At 70.3% G+C, this 20,069-nt stretch carries 23 protein-coding genes, 1 tRNA gene and 2 pseudogenes; 18 read left to right on the forward strand and 8 right to left on the reverse strand.

The annotated features are described in order from the left end of the window. Positions 1-269 precede the first annotated feature (269 nt). Positions 270-734, reverse strand: coding sequence for a universal stress protein (locus tag ACWD38_RS27100; protein ID WP_343071648.1), 465 nt, complete (start codon positions 732-734; stop codon positions 270-272). Between the two features lie 223 nt (positions 735-957). Here ACWD38_RS27100 and ACWD38_RS27105 point away from each other — a divergent pair, with 223 nt between their 5' ends. Then, positions 958-1,527, forward strand: a complete 570-nt coding sequence (locus ACWD38_RS27105; RefSeq protein ID WP_246457122.1) for a hypothetical protein — start codon at positions 958-960, stop codon at positions 1,525-1,527. A gap of 105 nt (positions 1,528-1,632) precedes the next feature. Next, on the forward strand, positions 1,633-2,277 hold the full coding sequence (gene trmB, locus ACWD38_RS27110; protein WP_221316986.1) for a tRNA (guanosine(46)-N7)-methyltransferase TrmB: 645 nt from the start codon (positions 1,633-1,635) through the stop codon (positions 2,275-2,277). 15 nt (positions 2,278-2,292) lie between these two features. Here trmB and ACWD38_RS27115 read toward each other — a convergent pair whose 3' ends face one another. Beyond that, positions 2,293-3,015, reverse strand: coding sequence for an ABC transporter ATP-binding protein (locus ACWD38_RS27115; protein WP_450125193.1), 723 nt, complete (start codon positions 3,013-3,015; stop codon positions 2,293-2,295). A 229-nt stretch (positions 3,016-3,244) separates the two neighbouring features. Here ACWD38_RS27115 and ACWD38_RS27120 point away from each other — a divergent pair, with 229 nt between their 5' ends. From ACWD38_RS27120 to ACWD38_RS27135, 4 genes are all read left to right on the forward strand, one after another. Then, positions 3,245-4,900, forward strand: coding sequence for a sensor histidine kinase (locus tag ACWD38_RS27120; protein WP_343071649.1), 1,656 nt, complete (start codon positions 3,245-3,247; stop codon positions 4,898-4,900). A 35-nt stretch (positions 4,901-4,935) separates the two neighbouring features. Then, positions 4,936-5,595, forward strand: a complete 660-nt coding sequence (locus tag ACWD38_RS27125) for a response regulator (protein WP_184484214.1) — start codon at positions 4,936-4,938, stop codon at positions 5,593-5,595. 295 nt (positions 5,596-5,890) lie between these two features. Further along, on the forward strand, positions 5,891-7,222 hold the full coding sequence (locus tag ACWD38_RS27130; protein WP_184484216.1) for an amidohydrolase family protein: 1,332 nt from the start codon (positions 5,891-5,893) through the stop codon (positions 7,220-7,222). 28 nt (positions 7,223-7,250) lie between these two features. After that, the gene (locus ACWD38_RS27135) at positions 7,251-7,841 is read left to right on the forward strand and encodes a DJ-1/PfpI family protein (protein WP_184484218.1); all 591 of its coding nucleotides are present in this window, start codon (positions 7,251-7,253) and stop codon (positions 7,839-7,841) included. A 7-nt stretch (positions 7,842-7,848) separates the two neighbouring features. Here ACWD38_RS27135 and ACWD38_RS27140 read toward each other — a convergent pair whose 3' ends face one another. After that, on the reverse strand, positions 7,849-9,279 hold the full coding sequence (locus tag ACWD38_RS27140) for an FAD-binding oxidoreductase (protein ID WP_184484220.1): 1,431 nt from the start codon (positions 9,277-9,279) through the stop codon (positions 7,849-7,851). A 197-nt stretch (positions 9,280-9,476) separates the two neighbouring features. On the opposite strand from ACWD38_RS27140, the gene ACWD38_RS27145 reads away from it, so the two are divergent. From ACWD38_RS27145 to ACWD38_RS27155, 3 genes are all read left to right on the forward strand, one after another. Beyond that, on the forward strand, positions 9,477-10,082 hold the full coding sequence (locus ACWD38_RS27145; RefSeq protein WP_450125194.1) for an HdeD family acid-resistance protein: 606 nt from the start codon (positions 9,477-9,479) through the stop codon (positions 10,080-10,082). Between the two features lie 169 nt (positions 10,083-10,251). After that, complete coding sequence (locus tag ACWD38_RS27150) at positions 10,252-10,674, forward strand: GtrA family protein (RefSeq protein ID WP_246458540.1); 423 nt, start codon at positions 10,252-10,254, stop codon at positions 10,672-10,674. A 49-nt stretch (positions 10,675-10,723) separates the two neighbouring features. After that, positions 10,724-11,290 carry a flavoprotein gene (locus ACWD38_RS27155; protein ID WP_184484224.1) on the forward strand — a complete coding sequence of 189 codons (567 nt, stop codon included), beginning with the start codon at positions 10,724-10,726 and terminating at the stop codon, positions 11,288-11,290. A gap of 67 nt (positions 11,291-11,357) precedes the next feature. On the opposite strand, the gene ACWD38_RS27160 is transcribed toward ACWD38_RS27155, so the two are convergent. Together ACWD38_RS27160 and ACWD38_RS27165 are read right to left on the reverse strand one after the other, a co-directional pair. After that, a complete protein-coding gene (locus tag ACWD38_RS27160) occupies positions 11,358-11,750 on the reverse strand; it encodes a VOC family protein (protein ID WP_184484226.1) in 393 nt (130 codons plus the stop codon). Between the two features lie 110 nt (positions 11,751-11,860). Next, a tRNA-Gly gene (locus tag ACWD38_RS27165) sits at positions 11,861-11,931 on the reverse strand. A 78-nt stretch (positions 11,932-12,009) separates the two neighbouring features. On the opposite strand from ACWD38_RS27165, the gene dcd reads away from it, so the two are divergent. The 3 genes from dcd (at position 12,010) to ACWD38_RS27180 (ending at position 15,655) form a co-directional block, all read left to right on the forward strand. Continuing rightward, entirely contained in the window at positions 12,010-12,594 is a 585-nt protein-coding gene (gene dcd / locus ACWD38_RS27170; protein WP_184484228.1) for a dCTP deaminase, read from the forward strand. Between the two features lie 368 nt (positions 12,595-12,962). Continuing rightward, positions 12,963-14,369: a sugar porter family MFS transporter gene (locus ACWD38_RS27175; protein WP_184484230.1), complete on the forward strand. Its 1,407-nt coding sequence runs from the start codon at positions 12,963-12,965 to the stop codon at positions 14,367-14,369. A 122-nt stretch (positions 14,370-14,491) separates the two neighbouring features. Continuing rightward, complete coding sequence (locus ACWD38_RS27180; protein ID WP_450125195.1) at positions 14,492-15,655, forward strand: epoxide hydrolase family protein; 1,164 nt, start codon at positions 14,492-14,494, stop codon at positions 15,653-15,655. Positions 15,656-15,840: 185 nt separating this feature from the next. Here the strand turns inward: ACWD38_RS27180 and ACWD38_RS27185 are convergent, their stop codons facing one another. After that, positions 15,841-16,059 (reverse strand): hypothetical protein, encoded by a 219-nt coding sequence (locus ACWD38_RS27185; RefSeq protein ID WP_184484234.1) that lies wholly within the window; start codon positions 16,057-16,059, stop codon positions 15,841-15,843. Between the two features lie 160 nt (positions 16,060-16,219). Here ACWD38_RS27185 and ACWD38_RS27190 point away from each other — a divergent pair, with 160 nt between their 5' ends. Together ACWD38_RS27190 and ACWD38_RS27195 are read left to right on the forward strand one after the other, a co-directional pair. After that, positions 16,220-17,053, forward strand: a complete 834-nt coding sequence (locus ACWD38_RS27190; RefSeq protein ID WP_450125196.1) for a helix-turn-helix domain-containing protein — start codon at positions 16,220-16,222, stop codon at positions 17,051-17,053. Positions 17,054-17,100: 47 nt separating this feature from the next. Next, positions 17,101-17,343, forward strand: a complete 243-nt coding sequence (locus ACWD38_RS27195) for a DUF397 domain-containing protein (RefSeq protein ID WP_450125197.1) — start codon at positions 17,101-17,103, stop codon at positions 17,341-17,343. Between the two features lie 10 nt (positions 17,344-17,353). On the opposite strand, the gene ACWD38_RS27200 is transcribed toward ACWD38_RS27195, so the two are convergent. Further along, positions 17,354-17,965, reverse strand: coding sequence for a Uma2 family endonuclease (locus tag ACWD38_RS27200; protein WP_450125198.1), 612 nt, complete (start codon positions 17,963-17,965; stop codon positions 17,354-17,356). 274 nt (positions 17,966-18,239) lie between these two features. Between ACWD38_RS27200 and ACWD38_RS27205 the strand changes: the two genes are divergently transcribed. The 4 genes and pseudogenes from ACWD38_RS27205 to ACWD38_RS27220 all read left to right on the forward strand — a co-directional run bounded on the left by ACWD38_RS27205 (position 18,240) and on the right by ACWD38_RS27220 (position 19,684). After that, positions 18,240-18,479, forward strand: a complete 240-nt coding sequence (locus tag ACWD38_RS27205) for a hypothetical protein (protein WP_184484242.1) — start codon at positions 18,240-18,242, stop codon at positions 18,477-18,479. Positions 18,480-18,634: 155 nt separating this feature from the next. Continuing rightward, positions 18,635-19,129 (forward strand): helix-turn-helix domain-containing protein, encoded by a 495-nt coding sequence (locus ACWD38_RS27210; RefSeq protein ID WP_246457124.1) that lies wholly within the window; start codon positions 18,635-18,637, stop codon positions 19,127-19,129. A gap of 32 nt (positions 19,130-19,161) precedes the next feature. Continuing rightward, positions 19,162-19,380 (forward strand): annotated as a pseudogene (locus tag ACWD38_RS27215) (PIN domain-containing protein); the annotation flags it as partial. Between the two features lie 67 nt (positions 19,381-19,447). After that, the gene (locus ACWD38_RS27220; protein WP_450125199.1) at positions 19,448-19,684 is read left to right on the forward strand and encodes a hypothetical protein; all 237 of its coding nucleotides are present in this window, start codon (positions 19,448-19,450) and stop codon (positions 19,682-19,684) included. A 71-nt stretch (positions 19,685-19,755) separates the two neighbouring features. Here the strand turns inward: ACWD38_RS27220 and ACWD38_RS27225 are convergent. Continuing rightward, positions 19,756-20,069 (reverse strand): annotated as a pseudogene (locus ACWD38_RS27225) (Fe-S oxidoreductase); the annotation flags it as partial.

The raw sequence follows: 20,069 nt of genomic DNA on the forward strand, positions 1-20,069 counted from the left end.
CAGTCGGTCTCTCGCTGCGGGATCTTTTTCCCAAGTGGCTCCGCCACGAGGGAAAAAGCTGTCCTCGCGAGAGACCGACTGAGAACCCGCCGGTGAGGACTTCTCGACGTGGGCTATGTGCTTCGCACATACAGGCACGGCCTTCGGCCGCAAGGCAGGCTTGGCTCCGCCAGCCCAAGGCACGGCTTCGCCGCAAGGCAGGCTTGGCTCCGCCAGCCCAAGGCACGGCTTCGCCGCAAGGCAGGTCTGGGTTTGCCGCCTCTGGGCGGTCAGATGGTGGGGCGTACTACTAGGACTGGGCAGGCTGCGTGGCGGACGCATTGTTCGGCTACTGAGCCTAGGAGGAGGCCGGCGAAGCCGCCTCTGCCTCGGTGGCCGACCACCAGGAGGTCCGCGCCTCGGGAAGCTGAGAGCAGGGCCTGGGGGGACGGGGAGTGCACGATGTGGCGCTGGATCGGGACGGGCGGGGGGTCGCCCAAGTGCTCCTGGACGATCTTCTCCGTCGACTCGTCCACCGACTGCTGGTAGGCGTCCATGCTCGGCACCGCGCCGGGCGGGCAGTCCGCAGGGCGCGGGGCGGTGCGCATGCTCCACGCCCGGACCACGTGCAGCGCACCGCTGCGCAGGCCCGCCTCGTGCGCCGCGACCTCCAGCGCGCGCAGCGAAGACGGTGATCCGTCGACGCCGACGGCGACGCCGCCGTCCAGTTCGACTCGCTGCACTGTGCTTTCCACCACACCTCCACTTCACCTCCTCGCGCCCGCGCTGTCGACTTGGCCACCCGAACGAGTCCGATATGTGATGATTCGCGGCTAGGGTGGAGAACTTCACATGATCGATGCACTGTGGTAATGCATAGGCAGGACGCGTGTTTCCACACCAACGCCGCTGAGGTGCATGCGCCACGACGACCGCCACAGCGGTTCGCGTGAGTTCCCAACAGCAGATAGGTGGGTCATGGTCCATTCGACCGAGTGCTCGCCGGAGCGGCGCAACCCGCTGCTGAACCGGCGTTCCCAGACCGACGTCCAACTGGTGGCCGTGCCGCGGCTGGAGTGGTCACTGGCCACCGAAGCGCACCCGACCGTCGCCGAAGCCGCCGCGCCCGCCTCGATGCGCCGCAGCTGGATCCACACCGCTCCCGAGCAGAAGGTGCTCGAGCTCTACCGGAAGTTGCACGGACCCGCGAGCAGGCTGCCCGCGCCGTGGTGGCTGCGCGCGCTGGACCGCGGCGAGCTCGCCTCCCGCGACGAGGGCTTCGCCCTCGAAGACGACGTGCACCGGCTGCTGGCCGGTCGCGGCGGCTGGTTCTTCGTGCCCTGGGCGGGCGTCGGCGAGACCGGGTACTGGGAGTACGGGCCCTCCGAACGCGGAACCCGGCACGCCCCCACCACGGTAGCGCTCACCGACCGGCACCCTGGCTGGATCCAGGTGGTCGCGGCCTACACCGACGGGCCGTCGCAGCCGTTGCCGCTGAGCGGTCCGGACGGCTTGCTCGCCGCGTTGCCGGTCGTCGAATCCTGGTAGCCGCCCCGCCGGACGGGTTTGCGATACTGGTCCCCTGTGAGCACTTCTGACCAGCAGGTCCAGCATCGCCGCTCGATCGTGAGCTACGTCCAGCGCGGCGCTCGGATGACCGTCGGACAGCAGCGGGCGTGGGATCGGCACTGGTCCGCGATGGGCGACTCCGTCGACGCGCTGCCCCCGGGGCGGCTGGACACGGACGCCTGGTTCGGCCGGACCGCGCCCGTCGTCCTGGAGATCGGCCCCGGCATGGGCGAGACGACGGCGCAACTGGCCGCCGCCGCACCCGAGGTCGACCACTTGGCCGTCGAGGTCTACAAGCCGGGCCTGGCGCAGCTGCTGCTGCGCGCCGAACACCTGGAGCTGGCGAACCTGCGGCTGCTGCGCGGTGACGCGGTGGTGCTGCTGCGGGAGCACTTCGAGCCGGGCTCGCTGTCGGGCGTGCGGATCTTCTTCCCGGACCCGTGGCCGAAGAAGCGCCACCACAAGCGGCGGCTGGTGCAGGCGGAGACGGTGGAGCTGATCGCGTCCCGGCTCGCGCCGGGCGGGTTCGTGCACCTGGCCACCGACTGGGAGAGCTACGCCGAGCAGATGCTCGAGGTGTGCTCGGGCGTGCCGGAGCTGCGCAACCGGTACGCGGACGAGCCGGGCGGCTGGGCTCCCCGGCCGGAGTGGCGGCCCGTCACGAAGTTCGAGAACCGCGCCCACGACGAAGGCCGGGTCATCCACGACCTGATCTTCGAGCGGGTGTGAACCTCCCCGCGGCGCTCAGGCGGCGACCGGCAGGTCCAGGACGCCTTCGCTGAGCCGGACGGGGCGTCCCGCCCGGGTGCCGCGCGCGGTGCGGGGACGCTGCGCTCGGACCGTGGACCAGGCCGGGCGCTGCGCCTGGACGGTGAGCGACGGCTCCGCCATCGCCAGCACCACCGCGATCCCCGCGGCGCGGGCGGTGTCGACGAGTTGGCCGACGGTGGACTCGGTGAGTGCCGGGTCGTCCGCGAAGATCACCTTCGGGCGGTGCGCCATGGCGCGGGCGACGGTCAGCCGCTGCGCCTGAGCGGTGGAGAGCTGTCCGGGGAAGCGCTCCCGCATCCCGTCGAGGCCGAAGTCCCGCAGCACGCTCAGCGCGAGCGCCATCGCCGCGGCGCGGTCGGTGCCCGCCAGCATCTGCGGCAGCGCGCAGTTCTCCTGGGCGTTGAGCTCGGGGACGAGCATCCCGTCGCCGAACACGAACCCGAAGTCGCGCCGCCGCACCTCGCTCAGCTCGTGGTCGGTGAGCCGGTCCAGGCGCACCCCGTCGAGCAGTACCGCTCCCTCGTCGGGGCGGCGCAGGCCGGCGAGCGCCTGCAGCAGCGCCGTCCGGGCCTGCGGGGACGGGCCGTCGAGCGCGGCGACCGCGCCGGGCTCGACGGTGAAGTCCACTCCGAACAGCTGCGGCAGCGCGGTCAGGTTCCGCGCCTCCAGCAGTGGTGCCGTCGATGCAGTGGGCACTGTCCGCTCCTCTCACCTGCCGGTTCGCACCGGATCGCCTTGGGGTGTGCAGAAACCTTCTCGCGAGCGAGCGGTCCGGTGCGTCGGGCGGAGGGACATCCCTCGTCGACCGATCGGCCAAGCCTTTCGAGCCGTTCGGCCAAGCCGTTCGGCGGTCGCCGGGCATTAGGGTCGCGGCGTGAGCTCCAGCCCGACGCCCCCCTCGTTGGCGCAGCGACTCAGTCGTCTCGTGCGGGCGCGATGGGTCCTCGCCACGCTGATGACGCTGCTCTGCTGCGTGGACATCGCGTTCGCCGTGCAGCGCGGCGGCCCCGAACTGATCGCCCTACCGGGAGCGGCGCTGCTCGCGTTGTTGGCGGTGCGGGGCCGTTCGCATCCTGCGTTGTGCGGGCTGGCGGCGGCGGCGGTGCTGGTGCTGTCTTCGGGGCTGTTCCGCGTGGTGGATCCATTGGGGCACGGCCCGATCCTTCCCACCGAGAACGCGGCGGCCGTGCTGCTGGTGCTGTTCGCGCACCGGAGGCTGCCGCCGTTGAAGGCACTGCCGATCACCGGTGCGCTGGCGCTGGCCGCTTTGGTGTCGCTGGTCGTGCGCTCCTCGATACCGGACACCCGGACCCTCGCGTTCGGAATGTTGCAGCTGTTGCTGGCCATGGGCACCGGGACTTACCTGCGCGGTTGGCAGCCGACGGTCGTGCGGGCCCCGCTGCTGGAGCTGTTCAGCAGGCAATGGCCGATGATCGCGGGGCTGACGGTGCTGGTGTTCCTGGAAGGCAACGCCTACCTGGAGGACCGTCCCTACGCGATAGCCATGCTGCTGGGGGCGGTCGTGCTGGCGGTACTGGCGGTGCTCGCGCCGCTGCGTCCGCTGGAGACCGCGCTGCTGGGCGCCAGTGCGCTGGCCTGCATGGGCGTCGTGAACGTGCTGCTCGGCGCGCGCGAGATGTCCTCGGCGATCCTGCCGCCGCTGCCGATCACGGCCACGGCGGCCGGGATGCTGCTGATGGCGTACCTGGTTCGGCACGCCGCATACCGGAAGGCGTGGATCGGCGGGTCCGCACTGGTCGGTGCCGCGCTGATCGCCGTGGTCCTGGACGGGGCGGCCGAGAGCCCGCTGGAGTTCAGCACCACGTTCCGAACCCTCGCGCTCGGCGGGTTGCTGCTGGCGTTGTCGGTCGGGTCGGGGGTGTACTTCCGCACCCGCGACGGCGAGCGGACCCGGACGGTGGAGACGGCGGTGGAGCAGGCCCAGCAGGCGGAGCGGCTGGCGTTGGCGCGGGAGCTGCACGACGTCGTCGCCCACCACGTCACCGGGATCGTGGTGCAGGCGCAGGCCGCGCAGATGGTCGCCGCGCAGAAACCGGAGGCCGCCGCCGAAGCCATGGAGCGCATCGCCAACAGCGGCACGGAGGCGCTGGTCGCGATGCGCAGGCTCGTGGCGAGCATGCGCGGCGCGGAACCCGCCGGAACCAGCGGCGCCACCGAGCAGGCCACCACCGACCTGGCCGCCGACCTCACGTCCTTGGCGGAAGGCGCGGGGCCGAAGGTGCGGCTGCTGCTCGACATCGGCCGCGAGGTGCCCCAGGAGGTGGCGCGCTCCGCGCTGCGGCTCGTGCAGGAGTCGCTGACGAACGCGGGCAAGCACGCCCCGGACGCCACCGAGATCCTCGTGTCGGTGCGGTCCCCGCAGGAACACCTGCACGTCCGCATCACCGACAACGGTTCCGGCAGGCGCACCGCACCGGTCGGCGGCTCCGGAGGATACGGTCTCGTCGGCATGCGCGAGCGCATCGAGTTGCTCGGCGGCCGGTTCAGCGCGGGCCCCGGCGAGGGCACCGGCTGGCGGGTCGAAGCGTGGCTGCCGCTGGCCGAACGCGCGGCCGGGTGAGTGCGCGCGTGGGGCACGACGAGGAGGATGTACCGATGATCCGGGTGCTGATCGCGGACGATCAGGAGATGGTGCGGGCCGGTTTCCGGATGATCCTGGACTCGCAGGACTCCATCGAAGTCGTCGCCGACGTCGCGAACGGGCTGGACGCGGTGAGCCGCGCCAAGGAGCTGCGCCCCGACGTGTGCCTGATGGACATCCGGATGCCCGGCCTGGACGGCTTGGAGGCGACCAAGCAGCTCGCGGGCCCGGACGTCGCCGACCCGATCAAGGTCGTCGTGGTGACCACCTTCGACCTCGACGACTACGTGGCGTCGGCGCTGGCGAACGGCGCCAGCGGATTCCTGCTCAAGGACGCCGGTCCGGCGCTGCTGATCGAGGCGATCCACGCCGCGTCGCGCGGGGACGCCCTGGTGTCGCCGCAGATCACGGTGCGGCTGCTGAAGCACTTCGCGAAGCCGCCGGAACGGCCGCGCCGCACCGTGGAACCGCTGCGGGACGCGCTCACCGAGCGGGAGCTCGACGTGGTCCGGGCGACGGCGCGCGGGCTCACCAACGTCGAGATCGGCGCGGAGCTGTTCATGTCGTTGTCCACGGTGAAGACCCACTTGGCCGCGGCCCAGACGAAGATCGGCGCCCGCAACCGCGTCGAAACGGCGTCCTGGGCATGGCGAAGCGGCCTCATGGAGGAGTGAACTGCTTGTCTCCGCTCTTGGCCTGCGTAGGGGACGGGTGGCGGAACCTCAGTCGTCTTCTCGCTGCGGGATCTTTTTCCCTAGTGGCTCCGCCACGAGGGAAAAAGCTGTCCTCGCGAGAAGACGACTGAGAACCCGCGGCGGTGCCGGTTGCGTGCGTGGTCACTGCTCAGCGGCTTCGCCGCTGACAGGACGATGGTCGGTGGTGGCGGTCGGTTGGCGCTGCAAGATCAGGGGCGAGGCGTGGGCCTGTGCGCGGTTCCGGGGGTGTGGAGGGCTGCGGCAGAATGCGTTCATGTCGACCGCTCTGCGCCTGCACGCCCCCATCGCCGTTCCCTGCGACGCCACCGGGTCGGTGATCCGCGACGCCGTGGTGGACGTGGACGAGCAGGGGCGGGTGAGCTACTGCGGGCCCCGCGAGGGCGCGCCGCCGCGCGCGCAGGAGACCGAGGTCCGCGACTGCGGCGGCATCCTGCTGCCCGGCCTGATCAACGCGCACGCCCACAGCCCGATGACGCTGCTGCGCGGCATGGGCGGTGACCTGCCGCTGCTGCGCTGGCTGCGCGAAGTGATCTGGCCCGCGGAGGCGCGGCTGCGGCCCGGCGACATCCGCGCGGGCATGGAGCTCGGCGCCGTGGAGATGCTGCGCGCCGGGGTCACCACGAGCGCCGAGATGTACTTCTCCGGCGAGTCGGTGGTCGAGGCGGTGCTGGCCGTCGGCTCCCGAGTGGTGCTGGCCCCGGCCGTGATCTCCACTCCGGACCTGGAGGGCATGGGTTCGTGGCAGGGCATGGTCGACGACATCAGCAAGTGGATCGACGCCGACGGCACCCGCTTCGGCCCGGCGGAACGCGTGGAACTGGGCTACGGCGCGCATTCCGCGTACACGCTGCCGCCGGAGGCGCTGCGGTTCATCGGTGAGTCCGCGCAGCGGCGCGGCGCGCTGGTGCAGGTGCACGTGGCCGAGGCCGCCGACGAGGACCGGGAGCAGCGGGAGAAGTTCGGTTCGGTCCCGGCGCTGCTCGACGAGGTGGGGATGCTGGACGGCCGGGTGCTCGCCGCGCACTGCGTGCACCTGTCTGACGCCGACATCGCGCTGTTCGCCCGCAAGGGCACCGGAATCGCGCACTGCCCCGGTTCCAACGCGAAGCTCGCCTCCGGCACCGCGCGGCTCGTCGACATGCTCGCCGCGGGCATCCCCGTCGGCCTGGGCACCGACGGGCCGTCCAGCAACGACGACCTGGACCTGTGGGAAGAGGTGCAGCTTGCGGGCATGCTCGCCCGTCTGTCCACGGGGGACGCGACGGCGCTGAGCGCGCGCAGTGCGCTGCTCGCGGCGACCCGCGGCGGGGCGGCGGCGCTGGGCCGCGACGACATCGGCGCGCTGGAACCGGGCCGGTGGGCCGACATCGTGCACCTGGACGTGGACAACCCGGCGTTCGCGACGGGCCTCGACACCCCCGACGAGCAGCTGCTGTCGAACCTGGTGTGGGCGGCGGGTTCGCGCAGCGTGCGCGACGTGTGGGTGGCGGGCACCGAGGTGCTGCACGACCGCGAACCGACCCGGGTGGACCGCCGCGCCGTCCAGGCCGCGGCCCGCACGGCGTCCCAGCACATCCGCGGCTGATCGCGGCACCGGCGAGGATCGAGGGCGCATGACCAGGCACATCGGCATCCTGCTGTTCCCCGGGGTCGAGGAGCTCGACGCGATCGGCCCGTGGGAGGTGCTGTCCTTCTGGACCCGCGGCTTCCCCGACGACGGCTACGCGGTCTCGACGGTGTCCCGCGACGGCGGGCCGGTCGAGTGCGCCAAGGGCCTCACCGTCTCCGCCGGGCACTCCTTCGCCGACGCCCCCGAGTTCGAGGTGCTGCTGCACCCCGGCGGCCAGGGCACCCGGCCGATGCTCACCGACGAGCGCCACCTCGCCTGGGTGCGCGAGCAGCGCGCGGCGGTGCCGCTGATGACCAGCGTGTGCACCGGATCGCTGGTGTACGCCGCCGCCGGCCTGCTCGACGGGCGGCCCGCCACCACGCACTGGCGTTCGCTGGAACTGCTCGCCGAATTGGACCCGACCGTCGAGGTGCGCGGCGAGGACCGCTTCGTCGACGACGGCGACGTGATCACCTCGGCCGGCGTCTCGGCGGGCATCGACATGGCGCTGCACCTCGTCGCCCGGTTCGCGGGAACGTCCCGGGCGCGGGAGGTCCGGCGCGGCATCGAGTACGACCCGCAGCCCCCGATCTGACCGATCCTCAGCCCTGCGGCGGGATGTTGTTGTTGAGCCGGAAGCGGTTGTGCGGGTCGTACCGCGCCTTCGCGCGCCCGAGGCGCTCCAGGTTGTCGCCGTAGGCCGACGCCCGAGCGCCGGGGTCGAGCACCGCCTCACCGCTGAAGTTCAGGTACGTCCCGGCCGCTCCGGGCATCGACTCGGCCTCCGCCAACACGTCCCGCACCCAGCGCACGGCGCGCGCGGTGTCGTCGGCGTCGGTCCAGTTGGCGTCGACGCTGAGCAGGTAGTCCGCGTTCCGGTCGCCGAACGCGGTGTCCGCGGCGGGAACCCGTCCGGCGGCGCCGCCGAGCAGCGGGACGTGCAGCATCGTCACCGGGTGCGGCCGTTCCCGGCCGCGTCGCACCAGCAGGTCGAGCACGGCGTCGTCGAGTTCGCGGAAGTACAGCGACTTCCAGTAGCTGAGCAGCCCGCCTTTCGGGAAGAACGGGTCGAAGGCCTGCTGCACCGCGGTGTAGGGAGCGGGCCCGCTGAGGTCCGCGAGCGGAGTGCCGAACCGGCGCATCGGTTCGAGCGCGGTCATCCCGTCCTCGACGTGCCCGGCGTGCACGGCACCGATGATGAGCACGTCCTGGTCGTGCAGTTCGGCGGGCAGTGCGGGGGACGCCGGCAGCGTCCAGAGCACGGCGCGGGTGGTGATCTCGTCGGGCAGCCCGCTCGCCCAATCCCGCCAGGCGCGCAGCACTTGCCCGGCGTCGGCCGCCGGGTATATCGCGGTGCCGTTGGCCACGGTCGGCCCCAACGGGTGCGCGTCGAACTCGAATGCGGTGACGACGCCGAAGTTCCCGCCCGCGCCGCGCAACGCCCACAGCAGCTCCGGGTCCTCCGGCCCGGCCCGGCGCACTTTCCCGTCGGCGGTGACGACCTCAGCGGACCGGAGGTTGTCGCAGGCCAGCCCGTGCGCGCGGTGCAGCCAGCCGATGCCGCCGCCTAGGGTGAGGCCGCCGACTCCGGTGCTGGACACGATCCCGCCGGGCACCGCCAACCCGAACAGCTGCGTCTCGCGGTCCACGTCGCCCCAGGTGGCGCCGCCCTGCACGCGCGCGACCCGGCGTTGCGGGTCCACGTCGACGCCGCGCATGGCGGACAGGTCGATCAGCAGCGCGCCGTCGTGGATGCTGTGCCCGGCGACGCTGTGCCCGCCGCCGCGCACGGCGATCAGCAGGTCGTGGTCCCGGGCGAGCCGCACGGCGTCGACGACGTCGGCGGTGCCGGAACACCGGGCGATGAGCGCGGGCCGCCGGTGGAACATCCCGTTCTGCACGACGCAGGCCTGCTCGTACAGGTCGTCGCCGGGGCCGATGAGCGGTCCCCGGAATCCGGCGCGGAGTGCGTCGAGCTCGCCGTCTTCGAGGCTCGTCTCTCCGCTGGTGAGGGTGCGCAGCAGCACCGGCATCGCACCCACCTCCTCATCGCAGTGCCCGGCAGGGTGCAGGCAGCGCACACCCGCGTCCGCGCCCGGCACAGTGCCGCCGGTCCGTTGACGCCGCGTTCGCCGAGTGCTAGTCGGCGGGAGGACCTTGTGCCCTGGGGGCGCACGACTCCGCGGCGCACCGTTGCCTTGACGGATCAGGGCGAGTTCGGGGAGTCGTCATGGCGTGGTCGACGGAGGAATCCAGCGCGGTCCACGAATCGCTGGGTCGGATGGGGCGTTCCTGGGGCTGGTTGCTGGCGTTCGGCGTGCTGTCGGTGATCGCGGGCATCGCGGTGCTGACCTGGCCGGGCGCGACGATCCTGGTGATCGCCGTGCTGCTGGGCGTGCAGCTGCTCGTGGGCGGGGTGTTCTGGTTCGGCAGCGCGCTCGCGTCCGAGGAGAAGGGCACGGCGGTGCAGATCATGCTGGCGGTGCTGGGAATCCTCGCCGGCGTGGTCGTGCTGCGGTACCCGGTGCAGTCGGCCGTGGCTTTCCCGCTGGTGCTGGGGTTGTTCTGGACGGTGAACGGGGTGCTGGAGACCTTCCACGCGGTGACCAGGACGCACGTGACCTCGCGGGGGTGGGCGATGGCGGCCGGGCTGCTCGGCATCGTCGCCGGCGTGGTGTTGCTGGCGTACCCGGGCTTGGGCCTGGTGACGCTGACGTACCTGCTCGGCATCTGGCTGATCGTCTACGGCGGGATCACCGCGGCCCGCGCGGTGGCGTCGCGCCCGGAACCCGCCGGGAGCACCGTGCCGCCCCCGGCGGGCGCCGCGCACGCGTGATCCCGGCCCGATCGGGTTCGCGGCTCGCGGTGGCGCGGCGGAGCTCCCCGGCCTCGGCCGACGCCCGCGAGCCCGGACCCGATCCCTCCGCGGGCAGCGGTCGGACCGGTGATCGCGCTCGGCCGATCGGGTAGCGTGGAAAGGGAGGAACCGGTCAGGTGGGGGCGTGTTGCCAGCGGGAACAGCGGAGCAGCGCACGCGTTCGAGGCCGGACGGGCTCCTCGGGCAGCTCCTGCGGTTCGGCCTCGTGGGCGTGGTCAGCGCCACCGCGGACTACGGAAGCCTGCTGGTCATGGTCACCTTCGGGGTGTGGCAGGAACCGGCCCGCGCGCTGAGCTTCGTGCTCGGCAGCACCACCGCCTACCTGCTCAACCGCCGCTGGACCTTCGTCTCCCGCCGGGACGCGAAGGAGGCGGTCGCGGTGGCCGCCGTGTACGCCGCGACCTTCGTGCTCATCCTGACGATCTATTCGCTGGTCCGGCACTCGCTGCCGACGTCGCCGTGGCAGGTCACGATCGCCTGGGTGGTGTCGCAGGGCATCGGCACCTCGTTCAACTTCCTCACCCAGCGCCTGCTCATCTTCCGCCGCTGAGCGCTCGGCTCCGGCCCGCAACGGCCGCCGATTCGGTCATGATTGTCGAATGATCGACGCGACGCGCACCCTGGCCCTGATCGGATCGGCGGCGGGCGGAGTGGAGCACATCCGCACCGGGTTGATCGAACCGGCGATGGCTCGCGGCTGGCGGGTCGCGGTCACGCTCACCCCGACCGCCGGGGCATGGCTGGCGGCCTCGGGCGAGGTCGACCGGATCACCCAGGTCACCGGACTGCCCTGCCGGATCGAGCCGCGGATGCCCTCCGAACCGAGCCCGCACCCGCCGATCGACTGCTTCCTGGTGTGCCCGGCGACGGCCAACACCGTCAGCAAGCTGGCGCTCGGCCTGGGCGACAGCCAGGCGATGACGACCGTGGTCGAAGCGATCGGGGCGGGCACCGCACCGGTCGTCGTCTTCCCCACCGTCAACGCCGCGCACCACCGCCACCCGGCGTGGAAGTCGCACACCTCGACCTTGCAGGACGCGGGCGTGCACCTGCTCACCGGCGACGACCTGTGGCAACCGCACGAACCGCGCAGCGGCCTGGAGCAGAAGATCCCCTGGAACCTGATCCTCGCCAACCTCGACACCCACGTCCGCCCCCGCGGGTGAACGCGCGTCCCCTTGGCGCGCAACGGTTTCCACGATTCCTGGAGGGTGCCGTTCGGTGCGGCAGGCCTCAGGCCGGGCCGAGCAGGTCCCACCGGTTCCCGGCGACGTCCGAGAACACCGCGACCCGCCCGTACGGTTCCGCGCGCGGTGCGCTCGCGAACTCCACTCCCGCGGCGACCAGGCGTTCGTAGGTGGCGTCGAAGTCGTCGACCCGCAAGAAGAAGCCCACCCGGCCCGCGACCTGATCGCCGACCACGGCGTCCTGGCGCGCGCCGTCGGCCCGCGCGAGCAGGATTCCGGTTCCGCCGCCGGGCGGTCGCACCACGACCCGCCGCTTCGGCCTGCCGTCGTTCGTGCGCGACGGCGAGTCCTCGACCAGCTCGAAACCCACGGTGCGCACGAAGAACTCGATGGCGCGGTCGTAGTCGTCCACGACGATCGTCACCAGGTCTACTCGCACCTCGTGATCGTAGGGCTCCTCGCCGAACCGCGGACGCCGCAATTTCACCGTGGAACGACGAAGGCCCAGGTGGAGCGGATCAACGCTCTGACCTGGGCCTTCGTGTGTTGAGCGGATGACGGGAATCGAACCCGCGTATTCAGCTTGGGAAGCTGATGTTCTACCATTGAACTACATCCGCAGTGCCGTTTCCGGCGCCGCCAACTCTAACATGGCGGGCGACGAAGATCGCTGAGGGTGCGGCGGATACGCTGTGCGCGTGCTGCTGAGTGACCGGGACCTGCGCAAAGAGCTGGACGAGGGCCGACTCGAACTCGATCCGTTCGACGTCGCCATGATCCAGCCGTCCAGCATCGACGTGCGGCTGGACCGGTTCTTCCGGGTCTTCGACAACTCGAAGTACACCCACATCGATCCTTCGCAGCAGCAGGACGAACTCACCTCGCCGGTCGAGGTGACCGGTGACGATCCGTTCGTGCTGCACCCGGGCGAATTCGTCCTCGGGTCGACCTACGAGTCGGTGCGGTTGCCGGACGATCTGGCCGGGCGGCTGGAGGGCAAGTCCTCGCTGGGGCGGCTCGGGCTGCTCACGCACTCCACCGCCGGGTTCATCGATCCCGGCTTCTTCGGGCACATCACGCTCGAACTGTCCAATGTGGCCAATCTGCCGATCACGCTGTGGCCGGGGATGAAGATCGGGCAGCTCTGCCTGTTCCGGTTGTCGAGCCCCGCCGAGCACCCGTACGGCACGACGCACGCGGGTTCCCGGTACCAGGGCCAGCGCGGGCCGACGCCGTCGCGCGCCCACCTCAACTTCCAGCGCGTCGAGACCCGGCGCGACTGATCTCGGCGAGCTCTCATTTCGGCAACACCCGCGCGAGGGCGTTCGGGGTGGCGGGCCCGCTCCTCCGGTCGGATCGATCGGATCGGCCGTTCGCGCATGCCCGTCCGGTGCAGGAGCCGCTGCGCCGACCGGCTGAAGATTCCTCGCCCGATCGGTCTCAGGTCTGAATATCGGCGCTGGTGAGCCCGTTGGGTGCACACGTTGCGCACGCACCTAACTACCACGTGAACGATTCAGTCGCCACGGTGAGCATGCTCACCCTGAATCGTGGAAGAAAAGTGGTGGTTCAGACCCTAAAGTCCCCAGAGCCCGGCGCTCTCCCCAGGTGTGCAAGGTGGCTCACCGGCGAGCGGGCACAGGAGAACTCGATGTCGACTACGCAGTCGCGCGCCGACGGTGCCACGACCGGGCACTTGGGGCACGTTGTGATGATCGCGAGCGCGGCGGCGCTCGGCGGCTTCCTCTTCGGCTACGACACGTCCGTGATCAACGGCGGTGTCGATGCCATTCAGGCCCACTTCAACGTCGGGTCGGCCCTGACCGGGCTCGTCGTCTCGTCGGCCCTGCTGGGGTCCGCGGTCGGCGCGGCCATCGCCGGTGGGCTGGCCGACCGGATCGGCCGGATCAAGGTCATGCAGATCGCGGCGGTGCTGTTCGTCATCAGCGCCATCGCCTCCGCCGTCCCGTTCGCGATCTGGGACCTGGCGATCTGGCGGATCGTCGGTGGCATCGCCATCGGCATCGCCTCGGTGATCGCCCCCGCCTACATCGCCGAGGTCGCGCCCGCGGCCTATCGAGGCAGGCTGACTTCGCTGCAGCAGCTCGCGATCGTGCTGGGCATCGCGTTGTCCCAGCTGGTCAACTACGGCCTGGCCGCCGCCGCGGGCGGTAGCGCCTCGAACCTGCTCGGGCCGCTGCAGGCCTGGCAGTGGATGCTCGGCGTGGCCGCGGTGCCCGCCGTGGTCTACCTGGTCGTGTCGTCGCTGATCCCGGAGTCCCCGCGCTACCTCGTGGCCGCCGGCCAGGTCGACAAGGCCCGCTCGGTGCTCGCGAAGATCGAGGCCGGCGACCCCGACTCGAAGATCGACGAGATCCGCGCGGCGCTCGGCGAGCGCAAGCCGAAGCTCTCCGACCTGCGGGGCAAGTTCGGCGTGCTGCCGATCGTGTGGGTCGGCATGGCGATCGCCGCGCTGCAGCAGTTCGTCGGCATCAACGTGATCTTCTACTACTCGTCGTCGCTGTGGCAGTCCGTCGGCATCCAGGAGAGCGACTCCCTGCTGCTGAGCCTGTTCACCTCGATCGTGAACATCGTCGGTACGTTCATCGCGATCGCGCTGGTCGACAAGATCGGCCGCAAGCCGCTGCTGGTCATCGGTTCCATCGGCATGGCGGTGTCGCTCGCGGTCACCGGCTGGGCGTTCAGCTTCGCGCAGGTCGTCGGTGAGGACGCGGTGCTGCCCCCGGGCTGGGGCGTCGTCGCGCTGATCTCCGCGAGCGCGTTCGTGCTGTTCTTCGCCTCGTCCTGGGGCGTGGTGATGTGGGTGCTGCTCGGCGAGATGTTCCCGCCGCGCATCCGCGCCGCCGCGCTGGCCGTGGGCACCATGACGAACTGGGTGGCGAACTGGCTGGTCACGGTGAGCTTCCCGAGCATGCGGGACTGGAACCTGCCCGCGACGTACTTCATGTACGCGCTGTTCGCGGTGATCTCGCTGGTGTTCGTGCTGCGCTACCTCAAGGAGACCAACGGTCGTTCCCTGGAGGAAATGGGCAGCTGACCGCTCCTCCCCTCGAAGGCGCCCCGGGCTGTTCGCCCGGGGCGCCTTCGCACGTCCGCACCCGCCCGTCCGCGTAGTGTGTACCGTACAAAGTACGTAACTGGGTGCGGGAGAGGTGCGCGGTGGAGTCGTTCCGGATCGAGGTCCCCCAGCAGCAGTTGGACGACCTGGCGCAACGGCTGGCGCGCACGCGCTGGCCGGACGAGGTCGCGGACAGCGGCTGGGAGCACGGACCGCCCGTCGAGTACCTGCACGGCCTGGTCGAGCACTGGCGGCACCGCTACGACTGGCGGGAGCAGGAGGCGCGGCTCAACGAGCATCCGCAGTTCACCAGCGAGATCGACGGCCAGCGGGTGCACTTCCTGCACGTCCGCTCGCCCGAACCGGACGCGCTGCCGCTGCTGCTCACGCACGGCTGGCCGAGTTCGATCGCCGAATACCTCGACGTGATCGGCCCGCTGACCGACCCGCGTGGGCACGGAGCCGCAGGCGCTCAGGCGTTCCACCTGGTCATCCCGTCGCCGCCGGGCTACGGATTCTCCGGCCCCACGGCGGAATCCGGCTGGGGCTCCGAGCGGATCGCGCGCGCGTGGATCGAGCTGATGAGCCGCCTCGGCTACGAGCGCTACGGCGTGCAGGGCGGCGACTGGGGCACCTGGATCTCCCGCGAAGTCGCGCTCCGCGCCCCGGAACGAGTCGTGGGCGTGCACACCAACGGGCTGATCACGTTCCCCACCGGCGCTCCCGGCGAAATGGAGGAGCTCACGGAGGTGGACCACGCGCGGATGGCGTCGTGGGAGCGCTACATGAACGAGCTCTACGGCTACAAGCTCATCCAGTCCACCAAGCCGCGGTCGCTGGCGTTCGCGCTGGCGGACTCCCCGGTCGGGCAGCTGGCGTGGATCGTCGGTGCGCTGCGGGAGTGGACGGACTGCGTCGAGTCGCCGGACGAGGCGCTCGGCGTCGACCGGATCCTGACCACGGTGATGCTGTACTGGCTGACCGGCACGGCGCACTCCTCGGCGCGGTCCTTCGTGGAGACTCCCGACACCGCCGAGCACGCCGAAGCCGAAGGTGCGCTGGCCGGGCTGGAAATCGGCCGGGTCCCGCACGGCGTCGCGGTGTTCCCGAAGGACGTGCTCGCCCCCGTGCGCCCGTTCGCGGAACGCCTCAACAACATCGTCCGCTGGACCGAGCACGACCGCGGCGGCACCTTCCCCGCCACCGAAGTCCCGGACCTGTTCACGGCCGACGTCCGCGAGTTCTTCGCCTCCCTGCCCCGCTGACCGCACGGGGTTCCGGTTTTCGAGTGAACGGCCCGTTCGTCCAACGTGATTGGGCGAACGGTCCGTTCACCCGAACCGCTCTCCACGGTCCGCCGCCGCAACGGTGCCGGTCGGGTCGAGTGAACGGCCCGTTCGTCCAATGAGATTGGGCGAACGGTCCGTTCACCCGCCAACGCGGGGTGGACTCAGGGGTAGACGAGGGCGAGGTCGTAGAGGGGGCCGAAGCGCTGGGCGGCTCGGCTCGCGGAGGCGAAGGTGGCGACCTGGCTCCTGCCGCTGGCTCGCCAGTAGACGACCGCGTGGCCCTCCGGCAGTTCCATGCCCCAGAGGCGGATCTGCTCGGGGTCGGGCTCGTCGGTGTCGGGGTCGATTTCGGCCAGGCCGAACAACTTCGCGCGTTCCATGCTGGTGTTCCTCCCGATCTGCGGACAGCTCGAAGTTCACTGTCCACACGGGACTCACGTGGCTCCGCTGCGCAGGTGGGGATCACCGGAATCGGGAATCCCGCTACCGGATTCCCGCTGCGATCATGGTGGCGGCATCGAACCCAGTCCGGGAGGTCCGGTGGCCCGCACCAGTCCCACGTTCCGCAGGCGCCGGCTCGCGCGCACCATCAAGCGGCTGCGCGAACAGGCCGGGATGACCCAGGACCGGGCCGCGAGCGAGCTGGACATGTCGAAGAGCGCGTTGAGCCGCAAGGAAACCGGCGAAACCGCGGCCACCGTGCACGAGGCCCGCTCGATGATGGACCTCTACGACAGCTACGACCCCGACGTCCTCGACCTCGCCCGCGCAGCAAAGCAGAAAGGCTGGTGGCGGGCGTACGGAGTGGAGGATCGTGGCTATGTCGACTTGGAGACCGAAGCCTCCTGGGTCCGCGAACTCTCCCTGATGTACATCCCGGGCCTGCTCCAAACCGAGGACTACATGCGAGCGATCTTCGCGGCCGACCGGCTACGTCGGTCTCAGCGCGAGCTCGATGACCAGGTAGCGGTCCGGTCGATTCGGCAGCAGCAGCTCTTCGACTCTGAGCAGCCGCTCCGGTTGACCGCCGTAGTTGATGAGGTGGCACTCCGCAGACCCATGGTCGAGCCGAATGTGATGCGCTCACAGCTGACGCACGTGCTTGAGGTGATCAGCTTGGACACGATCGATCTTCGCGTGCTCGCTGCCTCTGCCGGACCGCACATCGGGCTCGACGGTGCGTTCACGTTGTTGGAATTCCCTGACCCGGCCGACGACGAGATGCTGTACATCGCCCATCCTGCGGGCTCGATTCACGTTGAGAAGAACAGTGAAGTGCGCCGAGCCAGGCTGGTGTTCGAGCAGCTGAGAGCCGACGCGTTGACAGCTGGCGCCACGGTCGAGTTGATTGGACGGATTGCCCGTGAGCTGTGATTGCTGAACCTGAGCGAGGAGCAATGTACTCGGTTGATCTATCGGCCGTGACCTGGAAGAAGGCTAGCCGTAGTGGCGGCGGGAACAACGGCAATTGCATCGAGGTAGCCCGCGGCCTGGCAACTTGGCGGAAGAGCAGCCGCAGCGGCGGCGGGTTTGGAAACAACTGCGTCGAAGTCGCGTTCGCCGGACCTGCGGTTGCGGTGCGGGACTCGAAGGAACCGGATGGCCCCGCGCTCGCCTTCACCACCGAAGCGTGGCGCTCGTTCCTCCAGCGGTTACCGCGCTGACCTCACGGCATCACTCCTCCAGCAGTTCGGCGGTGTCGAAGGAGATCGGGAACGGGATCTCGGTTTCGAACCGCGCCCCGGCCGACGCTTCGACGTGGACCTGGTACCCCGTGTCGTTCAGGCGAAGCAGCGAGACCTGGGCATGCGGTTGCGCGTAGGAGATTTCGGCGCGCATGAAGAACTCGACGCCCGCTTCCGCGCAGCGCGCGGGCTTGTCGATCCGGTCGGCCCGGCGGGTCGAGGGCGGTCCGCACTCGCCGACCGACAGCACCTGATGCGCGGGAATCCAGACTTGATCTCCCGCCGGTTCGCGGAGCACCGCGAAGTCCGGCTGCATCCAGCTGTCGGGTGCGAGCCGGATGTTCAGCGTGGTGTAAGCGCCTCCGCCCCGATCACGAGCAGGTGGGCGCAGACGTGCGACGATCGTGCAGGCCGGGTGGGAGTTCGCGGCGCCCAAGTGCGGACTCACGAGCAGCTTGCCGTTCAGGCACTCGTACTTGACCGGCGGCATCCCGTGGATCGGCAGGTACCGGTCGGCGAGCTCCGGGGTCCACCCGCCGTACAGGTCGATCAGCGGGTCGAATTCCGCGCGTTCACGAGGCCGCGCGGCATCCATGGTCATCGTTCCTTTGCTTCCGGAGCGGGTCATGTCTCCACGCTGCCGACCCGGACACCTCGTTCGCAAGTGTTTTCGAATCAAGCACCCGAACGCGTGGTCTGTGCTGGTTACGGCTCGTGCTCGGCGGTTCGGAAGTGACCCCGTTCTCGCGATTTGGGCCACCGGGTCGGGTGGCAATGGCCGCTGGGGCGCGCTGAGTCGACCTTCACCCCGTAGGACTGATCCCGGCGATCGACACAGCGCGACGCCGAACCGACTGGACGACGGAGAGGTACTCATGCAGCTCTCGAAGTTCGCGAAGACCGCAGCCACCGCCGGGATCATGCTCGGCCTGAGCGCCCTCGCCGCCCCCGCGGCGCTCGCCGACGGATACGTCACGAACAACCAGGACGGCACCAACGTCGGCGTGCACCAGAGCGGCGTCAACGGCAACGGCGTGGGCAACGGCAACAGCAAGGCCGGTCACCACAAGGGCATGCCGGTGAGCGACTTCGTCGCCGGGAAGATCGCCGGCTGACCCAGGTCACCGCGCGGGACCGACCGCCGAGTCCCGCCACCTCACCGGGGCTCGGTGGTTGAACAAGAAGAAGGGGCAGGCCCATCGCGGGCCTGCCCCTTCTTCGCGTTCTGGCGAGCTTGTTGCGATTATTTCGATTGTTGCGGATACTTCGAATGTCCGACCAGGTCGTCGTCCAGGAGGAAATCGACATGGCTCCGCTCGCGCTCGACCCGATCCAGCCCGACGGCGCCGACGCGGCGGCCGCGGACGAAGCGCTGCAACGGATCAAGGGCTACCTCGGTAGACATCGCGACCAGCGTCGAATCCCGCTCGTCGTGGACGACGACGGTGGCGAGGCGCTGATCGTGCCCCGCGGCGCGGTCGAGCTCCTCGCTCGCGTGCTGGCCCACATGGCCGCCGGGACCGGCGTCTCCGTCGTGCCTTCCCACGCCGAGCTCACGACGCAGCAGGCGGCGGACATGCTCAACGTCTCGCGTCCCTTCCTCGTCGGACTGCTGGAGGCGGGGGAGATCGAACACCGGAAGGTCGGGACGCATCGCCGGGTCCGCGCCGAATCGGTGTTGGCCTACTTGCGCCGGGATGATCAGAACCGGCGTTCGGCCGCCGACGAGCTGACCGAGCTCACCCAGGAGATGGGACTCGACTGACAGTGGCGTTCATCGTCGTCTACGACGCCAACGTGCTGTACCCGAGCGGACTGCGCGACCTGCTGATCAGGCTGGCTCAGGCAGGATTGGTGCAGGCCAAGTGGACCGATCAGATCTTGGACGAGACGTTCCGCAACCTGCGGCGCAATCGTCCGGAACTCGATTCGCGCAAGCTCGAGCGCACGCGCGAGCTGATGCTCCGAGCCGTCCGGGACTGCCTGGTCACAGGTCACGAGCCGTTGATCGAAGCGGTTTCCCTGCCCGACCCCGACGACCGGCACGTACTGGCCGCGGCGATCAAAGCGCGCGCAAGTGATCGTGACCCGGAACTTGAAGGACTTCCCCCGCAGCGCACTGGCGAACTGGAACATCGAGGCGAAGCACCCCGACGCGTTCGTGCTCGACCAGGTGCACCTCGACCACGCTGCGGTCTACGCGGCGCTCCAACGGATGGCCGACTCGTGCACCCATCCACCTCGGACCGTGGGCGATGTGCTCGGGAGGTTGGGCGGCGACGGACTGGTCGAGTCCGTGGCCGCGTTGCAGGCGATGTGAAGTCGATCGGTGGTTGAACAAGAAGAAGGGGCAGGCCCGTCGCGGGCCTGCCCCTTCTTCGCGTGAGTGCGTCAGCTCTCGGGCTTGTCCTGGTCCGGGAGCGGGGTGCCGGTCGGTTCGGCGTCGGTGCCGACGTCGGCCTTGCCGTTCGCCTCGGCCTCGCCGCCGGTCTCGGGCTTGCCGTCGGTGGCGGGTTCGGCGACCGGGGCGGATGCGCCGTCGCCGCCGCGCTTCACCGACGACAGCAGCAGCTGCGCCACGTCGAGGACCTCGACGTCCTCCGACGCCGTGCCTTCGTTCTGGCGGGCGGTGAGGCCGTCGTTGAGCATCACGCGGCAGAACGGGCAACCCGTCGCGATCTTCTGGGGCGCGGTGCCCAGCGCCT

The sequence above is a fragment of the Saccharopolyspora sp. NPDC002578 genome (assembly GCF_053592695.1).

Bases quoted from the DNA above. Each gene is read 5' to 3' on its own strand.
- ACWD38_RS27105 (WP_246457122.1), top strand. From the start codon at position 958: ATGGTCCATTCGACCGAGTGCTCGCCGGAGCGGCGCAACCCGCTGCTG.
- trmB (WP_221316986.1), top strand. From the start codon at position 1,633: ATGACCGTCGGACAGCAGCGGGCGTGGGATCGGCACTGGTCCGCGATG.
- ACWD38_RS27125 (WP_184484214.1), top strand. From the start codon at position 4,936: ATGATCCGGGTGCTGATCGCGGACGATCAGGAGATGGTGCGGGCCGGT.
- ACWD38_RS27130 (WP_184484216.1), top strand. From the start codon at position 5,891: ATGTCGACCGCTCTGCGCCTGCACGCCCCCATCGCCGTTCCCTGCGAC.
- ACWD38_RS27135 (WP_184484218.1), top strand. From the start codon at position 7,251: ATGACCAGGCACATCGGCATCCTGCTGTTCCCCGGGGTCGAGGAGCTC.
- ACWD38_RS27140 (WP_184484220.1), bottom strand. From the start codon at position 9,279: ATGCCGGTGCTGCTGCGCACCCTCACCAGCGGAGAGACGAGCCTCGAA.
- ACWD38_RS27145 (WP_450125194.1), top strand. From the start codon at position 9,477: ATGGCGTGGTCGACGGAGGAATCCAGCGCGGTCCACGAATCGCTGGGT.
- ACWD38_RS27155 (WP_184484224.1), top strand. From the start codon at position 10,724: ATGATCGACGCGACGCGCACCCTGGCCCTGATCGGATCGGCGGCGGGC.
- ACWD38_RS27175 (WP_184484230.1), top strand. From the start codon at position 12,963: ATGTCGACTACGCAGTCGCGCGCCGACGGTGCCACGACCGGGCACTTG.
- ACWD38_RS27185 (WP_184484234.1), bottom strand. From the start codon at position 16,059: ATGGAACGCGCGAAGTTGTTCGGCCTGGCCGAAATCGACCCCGACACC.
- ACWD38_RS27200 (WP_450125198.1), bottom strand. From the start codon at position 17,965: ATGACCATGGATGCCGCGCGGCCTCGTGAACGCGCGGAATTCGACCCG.
- ACWD38_RS27205 (WP_184484242.1), top strand. From the start codon at position 18,240: ATGCAGCTCTCGAAGTTCGCGAAGACCGCAGCCACCGCCGGGATCATG.
- ACWD38_RS27210 (WP_246457124.1), top strand. From the start codon at position 18,635: ATGTCCGACCAGGTCGTCGTCCAGGAGGAAATCGACATGGCTCCGCTC.